The following is a 24,850-nucleotide window of genomic DNA, read 5'->3' as shown; positions in this document are numbered from 1 at the left end:
AAGGCAATAAACCTTAGCTTTTTTATTTTAAAAAGCCGCGCGATAGTTGTAATTGGTATGTGAAATTGTTATCATATAAGTATGTTATTACCTGAAAAATTTATTGAAAAATACCGTAATATTCTTGGAGATGAAGCAGATGATTTTCTAGCGACATTTGACCAAGAAGCTATCTCAGGATTTCGTGTGAATCCTCTAAAAAATGTTCAACAGACATTTGATACCCCAATTCCTAACACACCATGGGGGCATTATGGCAAGGTTTCTGGCAAGTCTCCAGAACATGTTTCAGGGCTTGTTTATTCGCAGGAACCAGCAGCACAAATGGTTGCTCAAGTCGCAGCACCACAGGAAAATATGCGCGTGCTTGATTTAGCAGCAGCACCAGGTGGCAAATCGACGCATTTGCTTAGCTATATGAATAATACTGGCGTCTTAGTCAGTAATGAAATTTCTAGCAAGCGTAGTAAAGTTCTCGTAGAAAATATTGAACGTTTTGGGGCTCGAAATGTCGTTGTTACCAATGAAAGTTCACAAAAACTTGCCAAAGTATTCAAATACTATTTTGACCTTATCGTTTTTGACGGACCGTGTTCAGGTGAGGGAATGTTTCGTAAAGACCCTGCAGCCACGCAATATTGGCATGAGGACTATCCTGCAGAATGTGCTACGCTTCAAAAAGAAATTTTAGAAGAAGCCATGAAAATGTTAGCCATTGGTGGAACGCTTGTTTATTCAACATGCACTTGGTCGCCAGAAGAAAACGAAGGAGTGGTTAAGTGGCTTTTAGACAAGTATGATTATCTGGAACTTGTTGATATTGAAAAAATAAATGGCATGGTGGAAGGGATAGATTTGCCACAAGTTGCGCGCATGTACCCACATCATTTTAAAGGAGAAGGGCAATTTGTTGCAAAACTACGTGATACAAGAACAGCAGAAGCACGTTCTGTTAAGCCTGTAAAATCCAATCTTACCAAGGCTCAACTAAAACTTTGGCAAGATTTCGCAAAGCAACATATCAAAGTTGATTTAGCAGGAATCTTACAAACTTTTGGAGATAATCTTTATCTATTGCCAGAAGGTTTGCCAGACTTAGGAAAACTCAAAATCGTACGTAATGGGCTTCATTTGGGAACCTTTAAGAAAAATCGATTTGAACCTTCGTTTGCTTTGGGGCTTTCATTATCACCTGATGACGTAGAACAGTTCGTGAAAATTGATATAGAACAGTTCAAGGTTTATGCATCTGGAAATATTGTCAAATTGGAAGAGCCAATTCAAAATGGCTGGTATCTGGTGTCGATAAATGGCAATGGCATAGGCTTTGCCAAAATTACTGGAAATATTCTGAAAAATTACTTCCCTAAGGGACTGCGTTTTTATTCGTAAACTGTTACAGATACAATTTATGTTAAATAGGAAGAAAAGCACTTTGCAAATGCCTGCTTGATATGTTACTATTTCTTTGTGAGGTATTTGTAACACTTCATGTAAATTACTTTTTATTTTCAAGATTAAGTAGGAATCACAAATGAAAAAAATGAAAAAACTTAGCTTTTTACTGCTAATTACTTCAGTTTCTATCATTTTGTCAGGTTGTGCTAGTTGGATTGATAAAGGTCAATCAATTACCAGCGTTGGTTCAACAGCGCTTCAGCCTCTTGTTGAAGCTGCAGCTGATGAATTTGGAACAGCCAATATTGGAAAAACAGTCAATGTTCAAGGTGGAGGATCTGGTACAGGACTTTCTCAAGTTCAATCAGGAGCAGTCCAAATTGGGAATAGTGATGTTTTTGCTGAAGAAAAAGACGGTATCGATGCTGACCAATTGGTTGATCATCAAGTAGCAGTAGCTGGACTTGCTGTTATTATTAACGATAATGTCAAAGTTGATAATTTAACGACAGAACAACTTCGAAAGATTTTTACAGGTGAAATTACAAACTGGAAAGAAGTTGGCGGTCAAGATTTGGAAATTTCAATTATTAACCGTGCAGCAAGCTCAGGATCACGTGCAACATTTGATAGTGTTATTATGAATGGTGAGTCAGCCGTACAAAGCCAAGAGCAGGATTCAAATGGTATGGTGAAATCTATCGTATCACAGACTCCAGGTGCGATTTCATATCTTGCTTTTGCCTATGTTGATGATTCTGTGAAAACAATCAGTCTAAATGGTTATGAACCAACTGCTGAAAATGTAACAACAAATAATTGGCCACTTTGGTCATATGAACATATGTACACTAAAGGTGAGCCAACAGGCTTGACAAAAGAATTTTTAGATTATGTCATGAGTGATGAAGTTCAAAAAGGCATTGTTGAACAAATGGGTTATATTTCAGTCAATGATATGCAAGTTACTAAGTCAGCTGATGGCACAGTAACTGAAAAATAAGGAGACGTTATGAGAAATCAAGAACTTGAGAAACAATTAACCTCACCTTCAAAAAATTCTCGATTAGAAAAATTCGGGAAAGGGTTAACCCTTTTCTGTTTGGTACTAATTGTTTTTATCGTTGCAATGATTTTAATTTTCGTTGCGCAAAAAGGATTGTCTACCTTCTTTGTTGATGGTGTCAACCCGCTAACATTCCTTTTTGGAAGTAAATGGGATCCAAGTTCAGGCTCTTTTGGAGCTCTACCAATGATTTTGGGGTCATTTATTGTAACTATTCTATCTGCTTTAATTGCGACTCCGATTGCTATCGGAGCAGCGGTATTTATGACAGAAGTATCACCAAAATACGGTGCTAAGATTTTGCAACCAGCTATCGAATTATTGACAGGAATCCCTTCTGTTGTTTATGGTTTTATTGGTCTGCAAGTTATCGTACCATTTGTTCGTTCGATTTTTGGTGGAACAGGTTTTGGCATTTTATCAGGTGTCTGTGTTCTTTTTGTTATGATTCTACCGACAGTTACCTTTATGACGGTGGATAGTTTGAAAGCAGTCCCAAGACATTATAAAGAAGCCAGCCTTGCTATGGGGGCTACTCGTTGGCAAACAATCTGGCGTGTTATCTTGAATGCTGCTCGACCTGGGATTTTTACAGCGGTGATTTTTGGTATGGCTCGTGCTTTTGGTGAAGCCTTAGCCATTCAAATGGTTGTCGGAAACTCAGCCGTTGTTCCTACATCATTAACAACACCAGCAGCGACCTTGACCTCTGTGTTGACAATGGGAATTGGTAACACAGTCATGGGAACTGTCCAAAATAATGTTCTTTGGTCACTAGCTTTAGTCTTGCTCATTATGAGTTTAGGATTTAATATGCTCGTGAAATTTATTACAAGAGAAAGAAAGAGAAATTATGCACGCTAAAAAAATTGATAAATTAGCAACAGGAGTTCTCTATACAATCGCTGGAATTATTGTTGCAATTTTGGCATCTTTGCTACTTTATATCTTGGTTAATGGTTTACCACACGTTAGCTGGTCTTTCTTAACAGGAAAATCATCATCTTATCAAGCTGGCGGTGGTATTGGTATTCAGCTGTACAATTCTCTCTTTCTTTTAGTGATTACATTGATTATTTCAATTCCGCTATCAATGGGAGCAGGAATTTACTTATCTGAATACGCTAAAAAAGGGCGTTTTACGAATTTCATTAGAACTTGTATTGAAATTCTATCATCTCTACCATCAGTTGTTGTTGGATTGTTTGGTTACCTTATTTTTGTTGTTCAATTTCAATACGGTTTCTCAATTATCTCTGGTGCCCTTGCCTTAACCGTATTTAATCTGCCACAAATGACACGTAATGTTGAAGATGGTCTTCGTAATGTTCACCATACGCAACGTGAAGCAGGGCTTGCACTTGGTTTATCACGTTGGGAAACAGTTGTTCACGTTGTTGTACCAGAAGCTTTGCCAAGTATTGTTACTGGTATTGTGCTTGCTTCAGGACGTATCTTTGGTGAAGCAGCCGCGCTCATTTACACAGCGGGGCAATCTGCGCCAGCTCTTGATTGGTCAAATTGGAACCCACTTAGTGTGACAAGTCCGATTTCTATCTTCCGTCAAGCTGAAACGCTCGCTGTTCACATTTGGAAAGTCAATAGTGAAGGCACTATTCCTGATGCAACACAAGTTTCACAAGGAAGCGCTGCAGTTCTCTTGGTTTTCATCCTCATTTTCAACCTATCAGCTCGTTATATCGGTAAGAAACTTCATGCGAAATTAACGTCGGCAAACTAAAGGAGAAGAAATGACAGAATATAATTGGAACGAAAGACATATTATTACATTTCCAGAAGAAAAGCTTGCCTTAGCAACGAAAGACCTTCATGTTTATTATGGTCAAAAAGAGGCAATCAAAGGGATTGATATGCAGTTTGAAAAAAATAAAATCACTGCCCTTATTGGTCCATCTGGATGTGGCAAATCAACATTTCTTCGTAGTTTGAACCGAATGAATGACACTATTGATATTGCCAAAGTAACGGGTGAAATTTTATATGAAGGTATTGACGTTAACGCCAAAAATATCAATGTTTATGAAATGCGCAAACACATTGGTATGGTTTTCCAACGTCCTAACCCATTTGCAAAATCTATTTATAAAAATATCACATTTGCCTATGAACGAGCAGGTGTGAAAGACAAACAATTCTTAGATGAAATTGTTGAAACCTCTTTAAAACAAGCTGCGCTTTGGGACCAAGTGAAAGATGATTTGCATAAATCAGCCTTCACGCTTTCAGGCGGTCAGCAGCAACGTTTGTGTATCGCGCGAGCCATTGCTGTTAAACCTGACATTCTTCTAATGGATGAACCAGCGTCAGCTTTGGACCCAGTTGCTACAATGCAGTTGGAAGATACCATGTTTGAATTGAAGAAAGATTATACCATTATTATCGTAACGCACAATATGCAACAAGCAGCTCGTGCTAGTGATTACACAGCATTCTTCTATTTGGGAGATTTGATTGAGTACGATAAAACGAATAACATCTTCCAAAATGCGAAATTGCAATCTACTAGTGATTATGTGTCTGGACATTTTGGTTAGAAAGGAAAGACATGACAGAACCTATTTTAAGAGTGAGTGACTTATCTGTCTACTATAATAAGAAAAAAGCTTTAAATAATGTGTCTATGGATTTCTATCCTAATGAAATCACAGCCTTAATCGGACCTTCTGGTTCAGGAAAATCAACACTTTTGCGGTCGATTAACCGCATGGGTGACCTTAATCCTGAAGTAACATTGACAGGTTCAATCACTTATAACGGTCATAATATTTATAGCCCACGAACAGATACGGTTGAACTTCGCAAAGAAATCGGCATGGTTTTCCAACAACCTAATCCATTTCCAATGTCAATCTATGAAAATGTCGTTTACGGTTTACGTTTGAAAGGAATTAAAGATAAGCAAGTTCTTGATGAAGCCGTCGAATCATCACTTATCGGTGCCTCTATCTGGGACGAAGTTAAGGATAGATTGCACGATTCTGCGCTTGGCTTATCAGGTGGTCAGCAACAACGTGTGTGTGTAGCTCGTGTTTTAGCAACAAGTCCTAAAATCATTTTATTAGATGAACCAACATCAGCGCTTGACCCAATCTCAGCAGGTAAAGTGGAGGATACACTTTATGGTTTGAAAGATAAATATACAATGCTTATCGTAACACGTTCAATGCAACAAGCTTCACGTATTTCAGACCGAACAGGATTTTTCCTCGGTGGTGACCTTATTGAATATGGAAAAACACATGAAATGTTCATGGACCCTAAACGAAAAGAAACAGAAGATTATATTACAGGAAAATTTGGTTAGTCTTAGCAGCTTGAAAAAGGAGATGGTATTATGTTAAGGTCAAAATTTGACGACGAATTAGAAAAATTACACAATCAATTTTACGCAATGGGGACTGAAGTCCTTTCACAAATCAATAAGACCGTTCGAGCATTCATCAGCCATGATCGTGAATTAGCTAAAGAAGTTATCGAAGGTGATGAAATTGTCAATAATTTCGAAACAAAATTAGAGAAAAAATCACTTGAAATCATTGCATTGCAACAACCAGTTTCTCAAGATTTACGTACTGTTATTACAGTTTTAAAAGCTTCAAGCGATGTTGAACGCATGGGTGACCACGCAGCTTCAATCGCTAAAGCAACCATCCGTGTAAAAGGCGAAGAACGTTTACCAGAAGTCGAAGCAGAAATCAAAAAAATGGGTAAAGCTGTGCGCGACATGGTAGAAGAAGCTTTGGATGTTTATATCACAGGAGATGAAGAACGTGCTTACGAAGTGGCCGCATCAGACGAAGTGATTGATAACTATTTCCGTGACATTCAAAATATGGCTGTTGAGTCAATCCGCCAACAACCTGACACCGTTTTTGCCGGGAAAGAATACCTACAAGTTATCACTTACTTAGAACGTATTGGTGACTACGCTCGTAATATTTGTGAATGGGTTGTTTACCTTAAAACTGGTAAAATCATTGAGCTGTAATACGAGAGACAAAGAGAAGGAGTGACCTTCTTTTTGTTTTATTTTTTAAAACTGACAGATATTTAGGTTTGTGATATAATAATGTAGTTTGATAGTACTTAACCATCATTAATTTAAAGACACGATTATTTCATAGTAAGTATTGTCAGAATTATTTAAAAGATTAAGGGATATGGGGGAGAACGGTTGTTAGTCCTCATTTCTATATTTTAAAGGAGTTATATGAAAACTGTAGAACATTTTATTGAAAAGTTTGTTCCTGAAAATTATAATATTTTTCTTGACATTAACCGTCAGTCGAAAACGTTTTCAGGTAACGTAGCCATTAGCGGTGAGGCTTTAGATAATGTTATTTCATTCCACCAAAAAGATTTAGCCATTGCTTCTGTTTTGTTAGACAATCAAAACTTAGAGTTTACCATTGATAACAACAACGAAGCTGTCCATGTTGAACTACCAGAAACAGGTACAATGACACTTGTTCTTGAGTTCTCAGGTAAGATTACCGATAATATGACAGGTATCTACCCTTCATATTACACTGTTGATGGTGTCAAAAAAGAAGTCATCTCAACACAATTTGAAAGTCACTTTGCCCGCGAAGCTTTTCCTTGTGTGGACGAACCAGAAGCAAAAGCTACTTTTGATTTGAGCATTAAATTTGACCAAACTGAAGGTGAAATCGTGCTTTCAAATATGCCAGAAGTTGATGCTGACCGTCGTAAGGAAACTGGTCTTTGGACATTCGATACGACACCTCGCATGTCATCATACCTTCTCGCATTTGCTCTTGGGGATTTGCAAGGTAAAACTGCAAAAACTAAAAATGGTACTGAAGTTGGTGTTTTCTCAACAAAAGCACACGCTCTTAAATCATTAGACTTTGCTTTGGATATTGCTGTTCGTGTTATTGATTTCTACGAGGATTATTATGGCGTCAAATATCCAATTCCACTTTCATACCATGTTGCCCTTCCTGATTTCTCAGCTGGAGCGATGGAAAACTGGGGCTTGGTTACTTACCGTGAAGTTTATCTTTTGGTTGACGATAACTCTACCGTTAAGAGTCGTCAAAATGTCGCACTTGTTGTTGCACACGAATTGGCTCACCAATGGTTTGGTAACCTTGTCACAATGAAATGGTGGGATGATTTATGGCTCAATGAATCATTTGCCAATATGATGGAGTACGTTTCTGTTGATGCCATTGAGCCTTCATGGAATATCTTTGAAGATTTCCAAACAGCAGGTCTCCCATTGGCGCTTCAACGTGATGCTACTGACGGTGTTCAATCTGTGCACGTCGAAGTTAAGCATCCTGATGAAATCAATACTTTGTTTGACCCAGCCATTGTTTATGCTAAAGGAAGTCGCTTGATGCACATGCTTCGTCGTTGGCTTGGTGATGACGATTTCCGTGCTGGCTTGAAAATTTACTTTGAAAAACACCAATATGGCAATACTATTGGTCGTGATCTTTGGGATGCGTTATCAGAAGCATCTGGAAAAGATGTTGCAGCCTTCATGGACGCTTGGTTAGAACAACCTGGTTATCCAGTTGTGACAGCAGAAGTTGTTGATGATACACTTGTTCTTAGCCAAAAACAATTCTTCATCGGTGAAGGTGTTGATGAAAATCGTATTTGGCCAATTCCACTTAATAGCAATTGGCAAGGACTTCCAGAAACGTTGACTGAAGCTCGTCTTGAAATTCCAAATTACAGCCAATTGGCAGCGCAAAACGAAGGAGCTCTTCGTCTCAATACAGAAAATACCGCTCACTACATCACAAATTATAAAGGCGAATTGTTGAACGCTGTTCTTGAACAATTGACTGAACTTGATACTGTTTCAAAACTTCAAGTCATCCAAGAACGCCGTTTGCTTGCTGAAAGTGGTGAGATTTCATACGCAGAACTTGTTCCATTATTGACAAAACTTGCTGATGAAACTTCTTATTTGGTAGCGGAGGCTATTTCACAAGTTGTTGAAGGTTTGGATGTTTTCTTGACAGAAGGAAGCCAAGCTCAAGCACAATTTAAAGCCTTGCTTAGCCACCTCATGCAAAAGAATTACGACCGCCTCGGCTTTGAACCACAAGCAGGAGAATCTGACGAAGATGAAATGGTTCGTCAAAATACGATTTCGTTGATGTTGTACGCAGACAACGAAGATGCTGTGACAAAAGCGGAAGCTATTTTCCATCAATACAAAGGTAATATCGAAACTATTCCAGCTTCAATTCGCTTATCTGTTTTGGCAAATCAAATCAAGCACGCTGAAACAGAAGAACTTGTTTCACTTTACCTCGATACTTACGTGAAAACAAACGATGGTAACTTCCGTCGTCAATTGGCTTCTGCTTTATCAAATACAAAATCAGAAGTTACAGTTGAACGTATCTTAAGCGCTTTGAAGAACAAAGACATTGTGAAACCACAAGACTTAGCAATGAGTTGGTACCGTCCATTCCTTGAAAAAGATTTTGCGCAAGGAGCGTTCTGGACTTGGGCACGTGAAAACTGGGCTTGGATTAAATCAGCGCTTGGTGGTGACATGAGTTTTGATAAATTTGTTATCTATCCTGCCAATTCATTCAAAACAGCTGAACGTCTTGCAGAATACAAAGCTTTCTTTGAACCACAACTTGATGATATGGCAATCAGCCGCAATATTGCAATGGGAATCAAAGAAATCTCTGCTCGCCTTGATTTGATTAGCACAAGTAAGGTTGCTGTCGAAGAAGCACTTGCAGAAGTTGAATAAAAATAAAACGTCTGAGATTTTTTTCAGACGTTTTTTCAATACTAGTAATTGTAACCGTTACTATTTTAGATAATCTTAAGCTCAGTCAGATATGCTTTTTATCAGGAAATTACTACGAAAATTAAGAAATTTGTTGTAAAAACTTAGACCAAAGTAGTAAGTCATGATATAATAATATAAATGCAAGGAGTATATGTATGATTAAGATATTATTAGTAGAAGATGATTTGAGTCTATCTAATTCCATTTTTGATTTTTTAGATGATTTTGCAGATGTTATGCAGGTATTTGACGGCGAAGAAGGTTTGTACGAAGCTGAAAGTGGCGTATATGACCTTATTTTGCTTGACTTGATGTTACCTGAAAAAGATGGTTTCCAAGTGCTTAAAGAGTTACGAGAAAAAGGTGTGTCAACACCAGTACTTATTATGACTGCCAAAGAAAGCCTTGATGATAAGGGACATGGTTTCGAGTTGGGAGCAGATGATTACCTTACTAAACCATTTTACCTTGAAGAGCTAAAAATGCGTATTCAAGCTCTTTTAAAACGTTCGGGTAAATACAACGACAATACCTTATCTTATGAAGAATTAACCGTTGACACTTCTACCAATACAACAATAGCTAACGGTAAAGAAGTCGAGCTGCTTGGTAAAGAATTTGATTTGTTGGTTTATTTCTTACAAAATCAAAATGTTATTTTACCAAAATCACAAATTTTTGACCGTATTTGGGGCTTTGATAGTGATACAACGATTTCGGTTGTTGAAGTTTACGTTTCAAAAATTCGAAAAAAACTCAAAGGCACTACCTTTGCCAAAAATCTTCAAACCCTACGGAGTGTAGGTTATATTCTGAAAAATGCTGAATAAATTACAGAAAAAATTATCGTCAGGGACATTTTCACATTTCTTCCATTTCTTTGCTGTCTTTACGGGAATTTTTGTCATCATGACAGTTATCATTTTGCAGATTATGCGCTATGGTCTTTATTCCTCTGTTGATACGAGTTTGCAAAATGCAGCAGACAATGCCAATGATTATGTCGTGCGAACTATGGAACGTAGCGATACTTTGCAATCGGATGATTCTTCTACGGACACTTTTTCAGGAGGAACAAGTAGTTCTGGGAAAGCGAAACCTAGTACTGGCGGAGTTGGTCTAAGTAACGTTAGCGTTCTTCTTTATGATGAAGACGGTAAAATCTTAAATGCTTTGGATGCTTTTGTTCAATTTGGAACGTTATCGACAACTTTTGATGAAGATAGTGTCGGCGAAATCAAAGAACAGAAGATTACGACCATTTTTGGTCAAACCGAGAAATACCATGTGCTGACTGTAAAAGTGAGTAGTAGCGAGTATCCTAGTATAAAATATGCTACTTTCCTTGTTAGCGTTCGTCAGTTAGATGAAGCTAGCGAACGATATGTAACAATTACGATCACTGTTATGGTTATTTTCTGGATTATTTCGGTCGTAGCAAGTGTTTATCTTGCCAATTGGACAAGAAAACCAATTATGGAAAGCTATGAAAAACAAAAATCCTTTGTCGAAAACGCTAGTCATGAGTTGCGTACACCGCTTGCTGTTTTGCAGAATCGTTTAGAAAGTCTCTTTAGGCGACCTGATGCTACAATTTTGGATAATAGTGAAAGTATTGCCGCCAGTCTAGACGAAGTTCGAAATATGCGAATTTTGACCACAAATCTGCTGAATTTGGCACGTCGTGACGATGGTTTGAAAGTTGAGTTGGAGGATATTCAACCAACGACTTTCAATGAAATCTTTGAAAATTACGATATGATTGCTGAAGAAAATGGCAAGACATTTGTCGGACATAATTTGGCAGAGCGACCAATCAAATCAGATCGTACATTGTTAAAACAACTGATGACTATCTTATTTGATAATGCCATAAAATACACCGACGATGATGGTGTCATTGAATTTACCGTTAAAACAACAGACAAACAAACAATTCTGACAGTTGCTGATAACGGCCCAGGGATTAGCGACGCTGATAAAGTTAAGATTTTTGACCGTTTTTATCGTGTGGATAAAGCACGGACACGTCAAAAAGGTGGTTTTGGTCTAGGATTGTCACTTGCTAAGCAAATTGTTGACGTTTTAAAAGGCGATATTCAAGTCAAAGACAACCAACCAAAAGGAACTATTTTTGAAGTTCGTTTTAATCGTCATTAATAAAATAAAGGGAGCTGATAAATTCTCAGCTTCCTTTTTGCTTATATTCGTTTTTCTTTGGCAATTGTAAACTTTAATTGCTAGAAAAACTATTTTTGTAAAAGAAAAAACTCCATTTGGAGTTTTCATTGGATATTAGTTAGCCAATTTAGCAGCAAGACGTGCTTTATCGCGGCTAGCTTTGTTTTTGTGAATCAACCCTTTTGATTCAGCTTTATCGATGCTAGAAGAAGCAGCGCGGAAAAGCTCTTCAGATGGGTTAGCTTCGAATGCTTTGATAGCAGAACGCATAGCTGATTTTTGTGCTGAGTTCTTTTCGTTTTGTTTAACGTTAAGTTCAGCGCGTTTGATAGCTGATTTAATATTTGCCAATGTTTTCACCTCCAAATTAATCTAACTACATTATTATATAGAAATTATTGACTTTTGGCAAGTCTTAATCACCCTTTCAGAAAAATTACTTACTTTTTCAAATAAATACTATCAATTTTATGGTCTGCAGCCTTGTGTAAAATCAATTCAGCACGGTTTCGCGTTGGTTCAATGTATTTTTCAAGATTGACTAAATTGATTGTTTTCCAAGTGTTCTTAGCTAAAGCTAAGGCTTCGCTTTGTGACATATCGACAAAACGGTGATAATAGTTGTTTTTGTCTGCTTTTGCCAATTCTAATAAGCTTTCAAAACGTTCCAAATACCATTTTTCGATATTATCGTTTTCTGCGTCAATGTAAATTGAAAAATCAAAATACCCTGTCATGTACAATCGTTTATTCTTCTGGTTTTGAAAAACGTTGATTCCTTCGACAATCAGAAAATCAGGGGTATCAATCGTTTGTTTTTGGTCAGGAATGATGTCATAGATTTCATGCGAATAAACAGGAATCTCGGCGACCATGCCATTTTTAATGGTATCGAGGAAATTTAGCAGAAGTTCCATGTTATAACTTTCGGGAAATCCTTTGCGGTCAAGTATATTTCGCTCAATTAAAATATCATTTGGATAAATGAAACCGTCAGTCGTTACCATTTCAACTTTGCTATCTTTGAAAGTCCGTGATAGGAGAAGTTGCAAAAGACGGCTAGTCGTTGATTTTCCGACAGCAACCGATCCCGAAATACCAATGATAAATGGGCGTTTACTCACTTCTTTTTTCAGAAAAATACTTTTTGAAAATGAAAGATTCTCTTGAGCATTTTTGTAAATCTGAATTAAGCTAATCAAAGGAAGATAAACTTCAACCACATCTTGAATGTTGATATTGTCATTCAAACTTTTAATTGATTCCAATTCTTCAGCAGTCAGAAGAGGCTGTGTTTTGCGGTGCAATTCTTGCCAAGTTTTTCGAGAAATATTATCAAAATTAATAAATTCGTTCGTCATACAAAGCTCCTTACAGAGGGTTATGTGCTCTATTATAGCACTTTAATCCTTAATTGAAAACCGTTACAATTTATGTTAAAATGGAAAAGCATTCTAGGAGGAAATGGTAGAAAATGACAAAGATGTATTATGCAGAAAATCCTGATAGCGCTCATGATATTCATGAGTTGAAGGTTACTCTTTTGGGGCAACCCTTCACATTTTTAACCGATTCAGGTGTTTTCTCTAAAAAAATGATTGATTACGGCAGCCAAGTGCTTTTGAATACGGTGGATTTTGAAAAAGGTAAAACGCTTTTGGATTTAGGTTGTGGTTATGGTCCGCTAGGTATTTCTTTAGCAAAAGTTCAAGGTGTTCAAGCAACAATGGTTGATATTAACAACCGAGCTATTGATTTGGCGCAAAAAAACGCTGAAAAAAACGGTGTTACAGCAAATATCTTCCAATCTAATATCTATGAAAAGGTAACTGGCACTTTTGATTACATTATTAGCAATCCTCCGATTCGTGCAGGAAAACAAGTTGTTCATACGATTATCGCTGATAGTATCAATTATCTTAATGACGGTGGTAGTTTAACAATTGTTATCCAAAAGAAACAAGGAGCGCCGAGTGCTAAAGCTAAAATGGAAGAAATTTTTGGCAATGTTGATATCCTAAAGCGTGATAAAGGGTATTATATTTTACGAAGCACAAAAACTGAATAATTGAATAAAAAATCTTTATTAAATGAGATGATAAATCTTGTTTAGTAAGGATTTTTTTATAGTTTCCCATAATATCAATAATTGTGACAGATGTCATAAAATAAATATGACATAAAAGTCAGTTTTGGCGGTATAATTATGCTTTGAAAAGTCATAAAAAAACGCAATATAAATCGCTTACAAAACGTCAAAATATTATTTTCAAATATTGTAAATTCCTTCCCTTAGGAGCGATTTTGTCTCAAAAAGTTCAGAAATAGCGAATATGACATATGACACAAGTGTCATATTTAAATCAAAAACCTTGCTGGAACAAGGCTTTTTTGAAGGTAATGAATTATAAAATCGTTTTAATAATTTTTCGGTTTTTGCCATTTTTACTAATTATTAAAAAATCGGCAAAAAGTACTTACATATTTTAAAAAAAATGGTAGAATAGAGAGAGTGTAATTATTAATCAATTGAAAAGAATTTTCGGAAGGAAGTAAAAATGGCTATTAATAGGTATATCGATCATACTTTATTAAAACCTGAAAGCACTCAAACTCAAATTGATAAGCTGATTGCAGAAGCAGTAGAGCATCAGTTTGCTAGTGTTTGTGTTAATCCAACTTGGGTATCATATGCCGCTAAGGCTTTAAAAGGTACTGAAGTTAATGTTTGTACGGTTATTGGTTTTCCTCTTGGGGCAAACACTAGTAGTGTGAAAGCTTTTGAGACGAAAGATGCTGTTGCTAACGGTGCAGATGAGATCGATATGGTTATCAATATCGGTCAATTAAAATCAGGACAATATGACGCTGTTGAAGCTGATATTCGCGCTGTTGTAGAAGCAAGCGGTGATAAGTTAGTAAAAGTTATCATTGAAACTTGTCTTTTGACAGACGACGAAAAAGTAAAAGCTTGCCAATTAGCGGTTGCAGCAGGTGCGGATTACGTTAAAACTTCAACTGGTTTTTCAACTGCAGGCGCAAATATCGCCGACGTGACATTGATGCGTAAAACTGTTGGACCAAATATCGGAGTGAAAGCCGCAGGCGGCACACGCTCATATGCAGATGCTGAAGCTTTTATTAAAGCAGGGGCAACACGAATTGGAACTTCTGCAGGTGTAGCAATTGTCAACGGTGAAACTGCTAATAGTAGTTACTAACATTAATAATAACATTAATAATATTTTTTACGTTATGAAATAGAAGAGCAAAGGTGGACGGTCGTGATGACGGTCAAGTGGCTTATTACCACAGTCTATAAGGCTTGAAAAAGTCTTCTTAAAAGTGTCATTGAGCCAATTGGCTTGATATATATTTAGCAACTGTGTTGCTTATAAGTTTTTTAGGAGGGTTCATTTTCATGAACAAGAAAATTGTTGGTCTTGGACTTGCTGCAGTAGCAACATTAGCACTTGGTGCTTGTAGCCGTTCAAATTCATCTAGCTCTAGCTCTGATTCTAGCGTAAAAGCCGCTATTGTAACAGATACAGGTGGTGTTGATGATAAATCATTTAACCAATCAGCTTGGGAAGGTTTGCAAGCTTGGGGTAAAGAAAATGATTTAACAAAAGATACTGACTACACTTACTTCCAATCAGATAGCGAGTCAGACTATGCAACTAACCTTGATTCAGCTGTTTCAAACGGTTATAACTTGATTTTTGCTATTGGTTACAATCTTCATGATGCAGTTGAAGAAGCTGCCCCAGAAAACGAAGATGTTAACTATGTTATCATTGACGATACTGTTTCTGATCAAGATAACGTTGAAAGTGTCTTGTTTGCTGATAACGAAGGTGCTTATCTTGCAGGTATCGCAGCTGCTATGCAAACAAAAACAAAACACGTTGGATTTGTAGGTGGTGTTGAATCAGATACAATCACACGTTTTGAAGCTGGTTTCAAAGCTGGTGTGGCATCAGTTGATAGCTCAATCAAAGTTGATGTTCAATACGTGGGTTCTTACTCAGACTCTGCTAAAGGTAAAACAATCGCCGCTACTATGTACGCAGGTGGCGCAGATGTTATCTACCATGCCGCAGGTGGTTCTGGTACAGGTGTCTTCTCACAAGCCAAAGAAATCAATGAAAAATTAACAGCTGATAGCGACCAAAAAGTTTGGGTAATCGGTGTCGATCGTGACCAATCAGAAGAAGGTGACTACACATCATCTGATAACGTTGATTCTAACTTTGTTTTGACTTCTACAATTAAAGAAGTAGGACAAGTCGTTCAGGATATTTCTAACGAACAACTTAAAGGTGAAAAATTCAACGGAAACACAACAAAAACATATGGTCTTGCAGACGGTGGTGTTGATGTTGTCACAGACAACCTTTCTGATAGCATTAAAGAAGCGGTTGAAACTGCCAAACAAAAAATCATCGATGGTGAAATCACTGTTGATGATGGTTTGAGTGATTAAAAATCATCATTCTTGAAGGAAGCGACCAAATAGGTCGCCTTTTTTCAGGGCTGAGGAAAATAGCAATTTTACCTCAGTTAAGTTCGTTAAAAAACTCTTTTTAGAGAATTTAGTGGGCTTAACTGACCTAAAATTATTAATTATTAGACTGAAAGGATCACATATGACACAAGAAAAAGTCATTGAAATGCGTGAAATTACTAAAAAATTTGGTGATTTTGTAGCTAATGACCATATCAATTTAGAAGTCAAAAAAGGTGAAATCCATGCCCTTCTTGGGGAAAATGGTGCCGGAAAATCGACTTTGATGAATATGCTTGCCGGTCTTTTACAACCAACAAGCGGTGAAATTTTAGTGAAGGGAGAAGTTGCTCACTTAGATTCACCTTCAAAATCAACTAAAATGGGAATCGGAATGGTTCACCAGCACTTTATGTTGGTTGAAGCTTTTACAGTGGCTGAAAATATTATTTTAGGTAACGAGGTAACCAAAAAAGGTGGGATTCTTAATCTAAAAAAAGCAACTGAAGAAATCAAAGAGTTATCTGAAAGATACGGTTTAGCAGTCGATCCGTCAGCTAAAATCTCAGATATTACTGTTGGAGCACAACAACGTGTTGAAATTTTAAAAACACTTTATCGCGGTGCCGATATCATTATCTTTGACGAACCAACAGCTGTTTTAACACCTTCTGAAATCGCTGAATTACTTGATATTATGCGTAACTTGGTTAAAGAAGGAAAATCAATCATCTTAATCACACATAAATTGGATGAAATTCGTGCCGTTGCTGATAGGGTCACAGTTATTCGTCACGGAAAATCTATTCAAACAGTACCAGTTGCTGATTCAACAAGTGAAGAATTAGCAGAGATGATGGTTGGACGTGCTGTCTCGTTTAAAACCGAAAAAATTCCTGCTAATCCAAAAGACGTTGTTCTTTCCGTTAAGGATTTAGTTGTTAACGAAAATCGTGGTGTTCCTGCGGTCAAAGAACTTTCTCTGGATGTCCGTGCAGGTGAGATTGTTGGTATTGCTGGTATCGATGGTAATGGGCAAAGTGAACTTGTTGAAGCAATCACTGGTCTTCGTAAGGTCGAATCAGGTAACGTCATCATTAAAGGCGTGGACATGACGAATGAACGTCCTCGTAAGATTACGGAATTAGGTGTTGGTCATGTTCCTGAAGATCGTCATCGTGATGGTATGGTTCTAGATATGACAATTGCTGAAAATATCGCTCTTCAAACATACTATAAAGAACCATTTAGTAAACACGGTTTCATGAACTATAATAAATTAAACGAACACGCCCGTGAGTTGATGGCAGAATTTGATGTCCGCGCTGCTAGTGAATTGGTAGCAGGCGGTGCGCTTTCTGGTGGTAACCAACAAAAAGCAGTTATCGCTCGTGAAATTGATCGTAATCCAGATTTGTTGATTGTTAACCAACCAACACGTGGACTAGACGTTGGTGCGATTGAATACATTCGCAAACGTCTTGTTGCTGAGCGTGATAAAGGAAAAGCTGTACTCGTTATTAGTTTTGAATTAGATGAAATCCTTGATGTTTCCGACCGTATTGCCGTTATTCATGATGGTAAAATTCAAGGTATCTTAGACGCTGCCCAAACCAATAAACAAGAACTTGGTATTTTGATGGCTGGCGGAAAAGTGGAAAAGGAGGATGCTAATGTCTAAGAAAACACAAAAATGGGCTGTTCCTTTAATTGCCGTTGTTCTCGGTATGTTATTAGGGGCAATCCTCATGCTTTGCTTTGGTTATAATCCTCTTTGGGGGTATAACGACCTACTTTATACTGCATTTGGTTCTATTAAAAATATCGGTGAAATCTTCCGTGCCATGGGTCCGCTTATCTTAATCGCTCTTGGTTTCTCGGTTGCTTCAAAAGCTGGTTTCTTCAACGTTGGACTTCCGGGTCAAGCTTTGATCGGTTGGGTAATGTCAGTGTGGTTCGCACTTTCTTTCCCTGATTTACCAAAACCAATTTCAGTGATTTGTACTATCGTTGTTGGACTTGTTGCTGGTGGTATCGCTGGTGCAATTCCTGGTATCTTGCGTGCATTCCTTGGAACAAGTGAAGTTATTGTCACAATTATGATGAACTATATCATTTTGTATTCAACACAGTACCTTATCCAAAATGTTTTTCCTGACAATATCATGCGTACAACAGAAGCAACTATCAAAGTTTCTGAAAATGCCTCTTATCAGACAGAATGGCTCTCAGCACTAACAAACAATTCACGTATGAATATTGGTATTTTCATCGCTTTTATCGCTGTTATTATCATCTGGTTTATGATGAAGAAAACAACACTTGGCTACGAAATCACATCTGTTGGTATTAACCCACATGCAGCAGAATATGCTGGTATGTCTGCTAAACGCCTAATTATCATTTCAATGATTATCTCAGGAGCACTTGCTGGTCTTGGTGGAACAGTAGAAGGTCTAGGAACATTTGAAAATGTTTATTCTCAAACAAGTTCATTAAGCATTGGTTGGGATGGTATGGCGGTTTCGCTTCTTGCGGTTAATAATGCTATTGGTATTCCATTTGCTGCGTTCTTGTATGCTGTTCTTTCAATTGGTAAAACAGGTATGATTGGTATTCCGTCAGAAGTTATTGACGTTGTTTCTGCTTTCATTATTTTCTTTGTTGGAGCAGATTATATGATCCGTCATTTTCTTAAAACTAAAAAAGTAGAAGGAGGAAAGTAAAATGAGTTTTACAACAATGTTAGCCCTATTAGTTTCTTCCATGTTAATCTATTCTGCACCTTTAATTTTTACTAGTATCGGCGGAACTTTCTCTGAACGTGCTGGTGTTGTAAATGTGGGACTTGAAGGGATTATGGTCATGGGGGCATTCTCTGGTGTTCTCTTTAACCTTAGCTTTGCAGATGTTTTCGGAAATGCTACACCATGGGTTGCCTCAATCGTTGCTGGATTCGTCGGTGTGCTTTACTCACTAATCCACGCTGTCGCAACAATTAATTTCCGAGCAGACCACGTTGTTTCTGGGACTGTATTGAATTTGATTGCACCTTCATTTGCAGTCTTTCAATGTCGTTACCTTTTTGGTAAAGGGCAGACGGATACCATCTCAGAAACATTTGGACGTTTTTCATTCCCAATTTTAAAAGATATCCCAGTTATTGGACAAATTTTCTTTAACAATACGTCATTGGTTGCTTACGTTGCCATTTTAGTGTCGTTTATTTCATGGTTTATCATTTTCAAAACACGTTTTGGACTTCGCTTGCGTTCTGTTGGTGAGCATCCACAAGCCGCTGATACGCTTGGAATCAATGTCTATCTTATGCGTTATGCTGGAGTTATGATTTCAGGTTTCTTTGGTGGTATCGGAGGTGCTGTTTACGCGCAAACGATCTCTAATAACTTTGCGGTTACAACAATCGCTGGTCCAGGTTTCATTGCTTTAGCTGCCATGATTTTTGGTCGTTGGAATCCAATCGGTGCAATGCTTTCAAGCTTGTTCTTTGGATTGTCACAGTCACTTGCGATTATTGGTGCACAATTACCATTCTTCTCAAGTATCCCATCTGTTTACCTAAAAGTAGCACCATACGTTTTGACAATTGTCGTTTTGGCTGCCTTCTTCGGTAAAGCAGTAGCACCTAAGGCTGATGGTGTTAACTATATTAAATCTAAATAAAGTGAAAATAAGTTGGTTTTACCAGCTTATTTTTTTATAAGCAAATTATTTGTAAGCGTTTTATAGGTATGGTATATTAGTCATGTTAAATTTAATTAGTTAGAGGTTACTTTCTATGAGTAAAATTGTTGTTATTGGAGCAAATCATGCTGGTACAGCTTGCATAAAGACAATGTTAACCAATTATGGTACTGAAAATGAAGTGGTTGTTTTTGACCAAAATTCAAACATTTCATTTCTCGGTTGTGGTATGGCATTATGGATCGGAGAACAAATCGCTGGACCTGAAGGATTATTCTATTCAGACAAGGATGAATTAGAACAACTTGGTGCTAAAGTTTATATGAATTCTCCTGTGGAATCGATTGATTATGATAAAAAAGAAATCACAGCACTTGTTGATGGGCAAAAACATTTTGAAACATATGATAAATTAATTTTTGCAACAGGCTCACAGCCAATCATCCCGCCAATTAAGGGTGTTAGCATGAAAGAAAATTCGCTTGAATTTGAATCAAAACTCGAAAACGTTCAATTTGTTAAACTTTATCAGAATGCTGAAGATGTTATTGAGAGATTGAAAGAGAAAGCTATTTCTCGTGTAGCTGTCGTCGGAGCAGGCTATATCGGTGTTGAATTAGCAGAAGCTTTCCAACGCAAAGGAAAAGAAGTAACGCTTATCGACGTTGCAGAGACTTGTTTAGCTGGATATTATGACCGCGATTTGAGTGACGCAATGGCAAATAATTTACAAGAACACGGCATTCATTTAGCATTTGGAGAAGCTGTGCAGGAAATTGTTGGTAAGACAAAAGTGGAAAAAATCATCACTGATAAATCAGAATATGATGTCGATATGGTTATTCTAGCGGTTGGTTTTCGTCCCAATACAGCATTGGCTCAAGATAAAATTAAATTGTTCCCAAATGGTGCCTTTTTAGTTGATAAATACCAAGAAACAAGTATGCCTGATGTCTATGCTATCGGTGATTGTGCTACGATTTATAACAATGCGACACAATCAACAGATTACATCGCCCTTGCTTCAAATGCTGTTCGTACAGGAATTGTTGCAGCACACAACGCTTGTGGTCATAAACTAGAAGGAGCAGGTGTTCAAGGTTCAAATGGTATTTCAATTTATGGCTTGAATATGGTTTCGACAGGATTGACTCTAGAAAAGGCAAAAGCAAAAGGCTTTGATGCTCTTGAAGTCGAGTATGTGGATAATCAAAAACCAGAATTCATTCAAAAAGATAATTTCCAAGTTACTCTAAAAATTGTTTATGATAAAACATCACGTGTCATTCTTGGTGCACAAATAATGGCGAAAAAAGACATCTCAATGGGAATTCACTTATTCTCTCTTGCTATCCAAGAACAAGTAACGATTGATAAACTTGCTTTAACAGACTTATTCTTCCTACCGCACTTCAACAAACCATACAACTATATTACAATGGCAGCATTGAATGCGAAATAAATAGAATACAAAAAAGCTATCCTGATTCAGGATAGCTTTTATTATGTTAAAAACTAAAATTAGTTTTTAGCTGCAGAAGCGAATTCTTCTTTAGAGAAAGCTTCGTCGATGATAGCTTTCAATTCTTTAGCAGAAGCTTCCATTTTTTGTTGTTCAGCGTCATTCAAAGGAATGTTAACTGGACGAACGATACCGTGAGCACCAACGATAGCTGGTTGACCGATGTAGCAGTCAGTTACGCCAGGGTATTGACCTTCTTGGAATACAGAAAGTGGAAGAACTGCATTTTCGTCATCAAGGATTGCTTTAGTGATACGAGCAAGCGCAACAGCGATACCGTAGAATGTAGCACCTTTTTTGTTGATGATTGAGTAAGCAGCGTCACGAACACCTTCGAAAAGTTCAACCAATTCAGCTTCGTTAACGTTTTGAACGTCTTTAAGGTAGTTTTCAAGGTTTACACCTGCAACGTTAGCGTGTGACCAAACTGCAAATTCTGAGTCACCGTGTTCACCCATGATGTATGCGTGAACTGAACGTGCATCAACATCAAGTTTTTCAGCCAATGCTTGACGGAAACGAGCTGAGTCAAGTGAAGTACCTGAACCGATAACGCGTTCTTTAGGGAAACCAGAGAATTTCCATGTAGAGTAAGTCAAAACGTCAACTGGGTTAGCAGCAACTAAGAAAATTCCGTTGAAACCAGATTTAACAACTTCAGTTACGATTGATTTGTTGATAGCAAGGTTTTTACCAACAAGGTCAAGACGAGTTTCACCTGGTTTTTGAGGTGCACCAGCAGTGATAACAACAAGGTCAGCATCTGCACAGTCTTCGTATTTAGCAGCGTAGATTTTTTTAGGTGAAGTGAAAGCAAGAGCGTGGCTAAGGTCTTCAGCATCCCCAACAGCTTTGTCGAACAATTGTGGGATTTCGATGATACCAAGTTCTTGTGCGATTCCTTGGTTTACAAGTGCGAATGCGTAAGATGAACCTACGGCACCGTCACCAACAAGGATAACTTTTTTGTGTTGTTTAGTTGCAGTCATTTATCTAAACATCTCCTTAATTTTTTTAGGGGCTCTCGCCCATACGATAATATTTTAACACGTTAAGTGAGATATGTCACGAACTAAATTGTAAAAACTTTGAAAAAAAGAAGAAAGCTAGTGATTCTGGCGAAAAAGCGCTATTTTTGCCAAAAATGTGGTATAATATAGTAGAGTTTTACACTAGAAAAGGAGTGTTTTTCCTTAATGCAGGATAAGAATTTAATTGACGTAAATTTGACTTCAGAAATGAAGACAAGCTTTATTGATTACGCCATGTCTGTTATTGTTGCTCGTGCGCTTCCTGATGTACGCGATGGATTAAAACCAGTTCATCGTCGTATTTTATATGGAATGAATGAGCTCGGTGTGACACCAGACAAACCTCATAAGAAATCTGCGCGTATCACTGGGGATGTTATGGGTAAATATCACCCACATGGTGATTCGTCTATTTATGAAGCCATGGTTCGTATGGCACAATGGTGGAGCTATCGTCATATGCTCGTTGATGGACATGGGAACTTCGGTTCTATGGATGGTGACGGTGCTGCCGCTCAGCGTTATACAGAAGCACGCATGAGCAAAATTGCTCTTGAAATGCTTCGTGATATTAACAAAAATACTGTTGACTTCCAAGATAACTACGATGGTAGTGAGCGTGAGCCGCTTGTTTTGCCGTCACGTTTTCCAAACTTGCTTGTTAACGGTGCTACAGGGATTGCCGTTGGTATGGCGACAAATATCCCACCGCACAACTTAGGAGAGTCTATTGACGCTGTCAAGCTGGTTATGGACAATCCTGACGTAACAACACGTGAATTAATGGAAGTCTTGCCTGGTCCTGACTTTCCAACAGGTGCACTTGTTATGGGTAAATCTGGTATTCGTAAAGCTTACGAAACAGGTAAAGGCTCAATCGTTTTACGTTCTCGTACTGAAATTGAAACAACTAAGAGTGGACGCGAACGTATCGTTGTCACAGAATTCCCATACGGTGTTAACAAGACAAAAGTGCACGAACACATTGTCCGCTTAGCGCAAGAAAAACGTATTGAAGGAATTACAGCTGTTCGTGATGAATCAAGCCGTGAAGGTATTCGTTTCATCATTGAAGTACGCCGTGATGCTTCAGCAAATGTTATCTTAAATAACTTGTTCAAATTAACTAGTTTGCAGACAAACTTTAGCTTTAATATGCTTGCTATTGAAAATGGTGTGCCAAAGATTCTTTCTTTGAAACAAATCATCGTTGATTATATTGAACACCAAAAAGAAGTTATTGTTCGTCGTACAGAATTTGATAAAGCTAAGGCTGAAAAACGCGCTCACATCTTAGAAGGTTTGCTAGTTGCACTTGACCACCTTGATGAGGTTATCAGCATTATCCGAAACAGTGAAACAGATGTGATTGCCCAAGGCGAATTGATGAGCCGTTTTGATTTGTCTGAACGTCAAAGTCAAGCTATCCTTGATATGCGTCTTCGTCGTTTGACAGGTTTGGAACGTGAAAAAATCCAAGCCGAATACGATGATTTACTTGCTTTGATTGCTGATTTAGCTGATATTTTGGCAAAACCAGAACGTGTTGTCGCAATCATCAAAGAAGAAATGGATGACATCAAGCGTAAATATGCTGACCCACGTCGTACAGAATTGATGGTTGGGGAAGTTCTTTCTCTTGAAGATGAAGACTTGATTGAAGAGGAAGATGTTCTTATCACTCTTTCAAATAAAGGGTATATTAAACGTTTAGCGCAAGATGAATTCCGTGCCCAAAAACGTGGTGGACGTGGTGTCCAAGGTACTGGTGTTAATGATGATGACTTTGTTCGTGAATTGGTATCAACAAGCACTCATGACCATGTTTACTTTATGACAAACAAAGGTCGTGTTTATCGCTTGAAAGGTTACGAAATTCCAGAATATGGACGTACAGCCAAAGGATTACCAATTGTTAACCTTTTGAAATTAGATGAAGGCGAAATTGTTCAGACAATCATTAGTCAATCTGGACACGATGACAACGAAAGTTATCTTTTCTTCGTTACGCGTCAAGGAGTTGTTAAACGTACCAAAGAATCTGAATTTAGCAATATTCGTCAAAACGGACTAAAAGCCCTTAATCTTAAAGATGGTGATGAATTAATCAACGTTATCAGAACAAATGGTAACGACGATATTATTATCGGTACTAAAACTGGTTACAGCGTTCGTTTCAATGAGTCTGCCGTTCGTAGCATGAGCCGTTCTGCAACGGGGGTCCGTGGTGTCAATCTTCGTGAAGGTGATGAAGTGGTCGGAGCTTCACGCATTTCAGATGACCAAGAAGTGCTTGTTATCACTGAAAAAGGTTACGGAAAACGTACATTGGCTTCAGAATACCCAACTAAAGGTCGTGGCGGTAAAGGTATTAAGACTGCAAATATTACGGAAAAGAATGGTCAGTTAGCGGGGTTAGCAACCGTTAATGGGGACGAAGATATTATGGTTATTACTGACACAGGGGTTATTATTCGTACAAATGTTGCTAGCATCTCACAAACAGGTCGTGCCACACTAGGTGTTAAAATCATGAGACTTGACCAAGATGCTAAAATTATGACGTTTGCACTCGTTGAACCAGAAGAAGAGGAAGAAAAAACTGGAGAAGACCTAGAGTAGT

The 24,850-nt window shown here is 37.8% G+C and carries 21 protein-coding genes; 18 read left to right on the top strand and 3 right to left on the bottom strand.

The window, feature by feature from the left end; genetic code table 11:
* Positions 1–81: 81 nt before the first annotated feature.
* The 10 genes from BTR42_RS06345 (at position 82) to BTR42_RS06300 (ending at position 11,441) form a co-directional block, all read left to right on the top strand.
* On the top strand, positions 82–1,392 hold the full coding sequence (locus BTR42_RS06345) for an RsmF rRNA methyltransferase first C-terminal domain-containing protein (protein ID WP_077496891.1): 1,311 nt from the start codon (positions 82–84) through the stop codon (positions 1,390–1,392).
* A gap of 151 nt (positions 1,393–1,543) precedes the next feature.
* Positions 1,544–2,401, top strand: coding sequence for a phosphate ABC transporter substrate-binding protein PstS (locus BTR42_RS06340; protein WP_370289704.1), 858 nt, complete (start codon positions 1,544–1,546; stop codon positions 2,399–2,401).
* Between the two features lie 9 nt (positions 2,402–2,410).
* Positions 2,411–3,328 carry a phosphate ABC transporter permease subunit PstC gene (gene pstC, locus BTR42_RS06335; protein WP_009854253.1) on the top strand — a complete coding sequence of 306 codons (918 nt, stop codon included), beginning with the start codon at positions 2,411–2,413 and terminating at the stop codon, positions 3,326–3,328.
* Positions 3,318–4,205, top strand: coding sequence for a phosphate ABC transporter permease PstA (pstA, locus tag BTR42_RS06330; protein WP_009854252.1), 888 nt, complete (start codon positions 3,318–3,320; stop codon positions 4,203–4,205). Before pstC ends, pstA begins: the two co-directional genes overlap by 11 nt.
* Before the next feature lie 10 nt (positions 4,206–4,215).
* Entirely contained in the window at positions 4,216–5,019 is an 804-nt protein-coding gene (gene pstB / locus BTR42_RS06325) for a phosphate ABC transporter ATP-binding protein PstB (RefSeq protein WP_009854251.1), read from the top strand.
* An 11-nt stretch (positions 5,020–5,030) separates the two neighbouring features.
* Positions 5,031–5,789 carry a phosphate ABC transporter ATP-binding protein PstB gene (pstB, locus tag BTR42_RS06320; protein ID WP_009854250.1) on the top strand — a complete coding sequence of 253 codons (759 nt, stop codon included), beginning with the start codon at positions 5,031–5,033 and terminating at the stop codon, positions 5,787–5,789.
* A gap of 30 nt (positions 5,790–5,819) precedes the next feature.
* Positions 5,820–6,473 carry a phosphate signaling complex protein PhoU gene (gene phoU / locus BTR42_RS06315; protein ID WP_009854249.1) on the top strand — a complete coding sequence of 218 codons (654 nt, stop codon included), beginning with the start codon at positions 5,820–5,822 and terminating at the stop codon, positions 6,471–6,473.
* Between the two features lie 222 nt (positions 6,474–6,695).
* Positions 6,696–9,239: a M1 family metallopeptidase gene (locus tag BTR42_RS06310; protein WP_077496889.1), complete on the top strand. Its 2,544-nt coding sequence runs from the start codon at positions 6,696–6,698 to the stop codon at positions 9,237–9,239.
* 197 nt (positions 9,240–9,436) lie between these two features.
* Positions 9,437–10,111, top strand: coding sequence for a response regulator transcription factor (locus tag BTR42_RS06305; protein ID WP_009854247.1), 675 nt, complete (start codon positions 9,437–9,439; stop codon positions 10,109–10,111).
* Complete coding sequence (locus BTR42_RS06300; protein ID WP_009854246.1) at positions 10,101–11,441, top strand: sensor histidine kinase; 1,341 nt, start codon at positions 10,101–10,103, stop codon at positions 11,439–11,441. Before BTR42_RS06305 ends, BTR42_RS06300 begins: the two co-directional genes overlap by 11 nt.
* Before the next feature lie 135 nt (positions 11,442–11,576).
* Here the strand turns inward: BTR42_RS06300 and rpsT are convergent, their stop codons facing one another.
* Together rpsT and coaA are read right to left on the bottom strand one after the other, a co-directional pair.
* On the bottom strand, positions 11,577–11,828 hold the full coding sequence (rpsT, locus tag BTR42_RS06295) for a 30S ribosomal protein S20 (RefSeq protein WP_003064878.1): 252 nt from the start codon (positions 11,826–11,828) through the stop codon (positions 11,577–11,579).
* Between the two features lie 74 nt (positions 11,829–11,902).
* On the bottom strand, positions 11,903–12,823 hold the full coding sequence (coaA, locus tag BTR42_RS06290) for a type I pantothenate kinase (RefSeq protein ID WP_009854245.1): 921 nt from the start codon (positions 12,821–12,823) through the stop codon (positions 11,903–11,905).
* 113 nt (positions 12,824–12,936) lie between these two features.
* Between coaA and BTR42_RS06285 the strand changes: the two genes are divergently transcribed.
* The 7 genes from BTR42_RS06285 to nox all read left to right on the top strand — a co-directional run bounded on the left by BTR42_RS06285 (position 12,937) and on the right by nox (position 21,136).
* Complete coding sequence (locus BTR42_RS06285; protein ID WP_012961986.1) at positions 12,937–13,530, top strand: class I SAM-dependent methyltransferase; 594 nt, start codon at positions 12,937–12,939, stop codon at positions 13,528–13,530.
* A 490-nt stretch (positions 13,531–14,020) separates the two neighbouring features.
* Positions 14,021–14,683, top strand: a complete 663-nt coding sequence (deoC, locus tag BTR42_RS06280) for a deoxyribose-phosphate aldolase (protein ID WP_074580979.1) — start codon at positions 14,021–14,023, stop codon at positions 14,681–14,683.
* A 200-nt stretch (positions 14,684–14,883) separates the two neighbouring features.
* Positions 14,884–15,948: a BMP family lipoprotein gene (locus BTR42_RS06275; protein ID WP_009854242.1), complete on the top strand. Its 1,065-nt coding sequence runs from the start codon at positions 14,884–14,886 to the stop codon at positions 15,946–15,948.
* 163 nt (positions 15,949–16,111) lie between these two features.
* Positions 16,112–17,650 (top strand): ABC transporter ATP-binding protein, encoded by a 1,539-nt coding sequence (locus BTR42_RS06270; RefSeq protein ID WP_077496887.1) that lies wholly within the window; start codon positions 16,112–16,114, stop codon positions 17,648–17,650.
* Positions 17,643–18,695: an ABC transporter permease gene (locus BTR42_RS06265; RefSeq protein WP_012961984.1), complete on the top strand. Its 1,053-nt coding sequence runs from the start codon at positions 17,643–17,645 to the stop codon at positions 18,693–18,695. The genes BTR42_RS06270 and BTR42_RS06265 overlap by 8 nt, the downstream gene beginning before the upstream one ends.
* Position 18,696: 1 nt before the next feature.
* Entirely contained in the window at positions 18,697–19,653 is a 957-nt protein-coding gene (locus tag BTR42_RS06260; protein ID WP_009854239.1) for an ABC transporter permease, read from the top strand.
* A 115-nt stretch (positions 19,654–19,768) separates the two neighbouring features.
* Complete coding sequence (gene nox / locus BTR42_RS06255; protein WP_077496885.1) at positions 19,769–21,136, top strand: H2O-forming NADH oxidase; 1,368 nt, start codon at positions 19,769–19,771, stop codon at positions 21,134–21,136.
* A 59-nt stretch (positions 21,137–21,195) separates the two neighbouring features.
* Here nox and BTR42_RS06250 read toward each other — a convergent pair whose 3' ends face one another.
* Positions 21,196–22,185 (bottom strand): L-lactate dehydrogenase, encoded by a 990-nt coding sequence (locus BTR42_RS06250; protein WP_009854237.1) that lies wholly within the window; start codon positions 22,183–22,185, stop codon positions 21,196–21,198.
* A gap of 207 nt (positions 22,186–22,392) precedes the next feature.
* Here BTR42_RS06250 and gyrA point away from each other — a divergent pair, with 207 nt between their 5' ends.
* Positions 22,393–24,849 (top strand): DNA gyrase subunit A, encoded by a 2,457-nt coding sequence (gene gyrA, locus BTR42_RS06245; RefSeq protein WP_009854236.1) that lies wholly within the window; start codon positions 22,393–22,395, stop codon positions 24,847–24,849.
* The last annotated feature ends 1 nt before the right edge of the window (position 24,850 follow it).

The sequence above is a fragment of the Streptococcus gallolyticus subsp. gallolyticus DSM 16831 genome, from assembly GCF_002000985.1.
GTDB classification, from domain to species: Bacteria; Bacillota; Bacilli; order Lactobacillales; family Streptococcaceae; genus Streptococcus; species Streptococcus gallolyticus.
The sequence above is the reverse complement of the archived record's forward strand: the minus strand, read 5'-3'. Positions and strand labels throughout refer to the sequence as shown.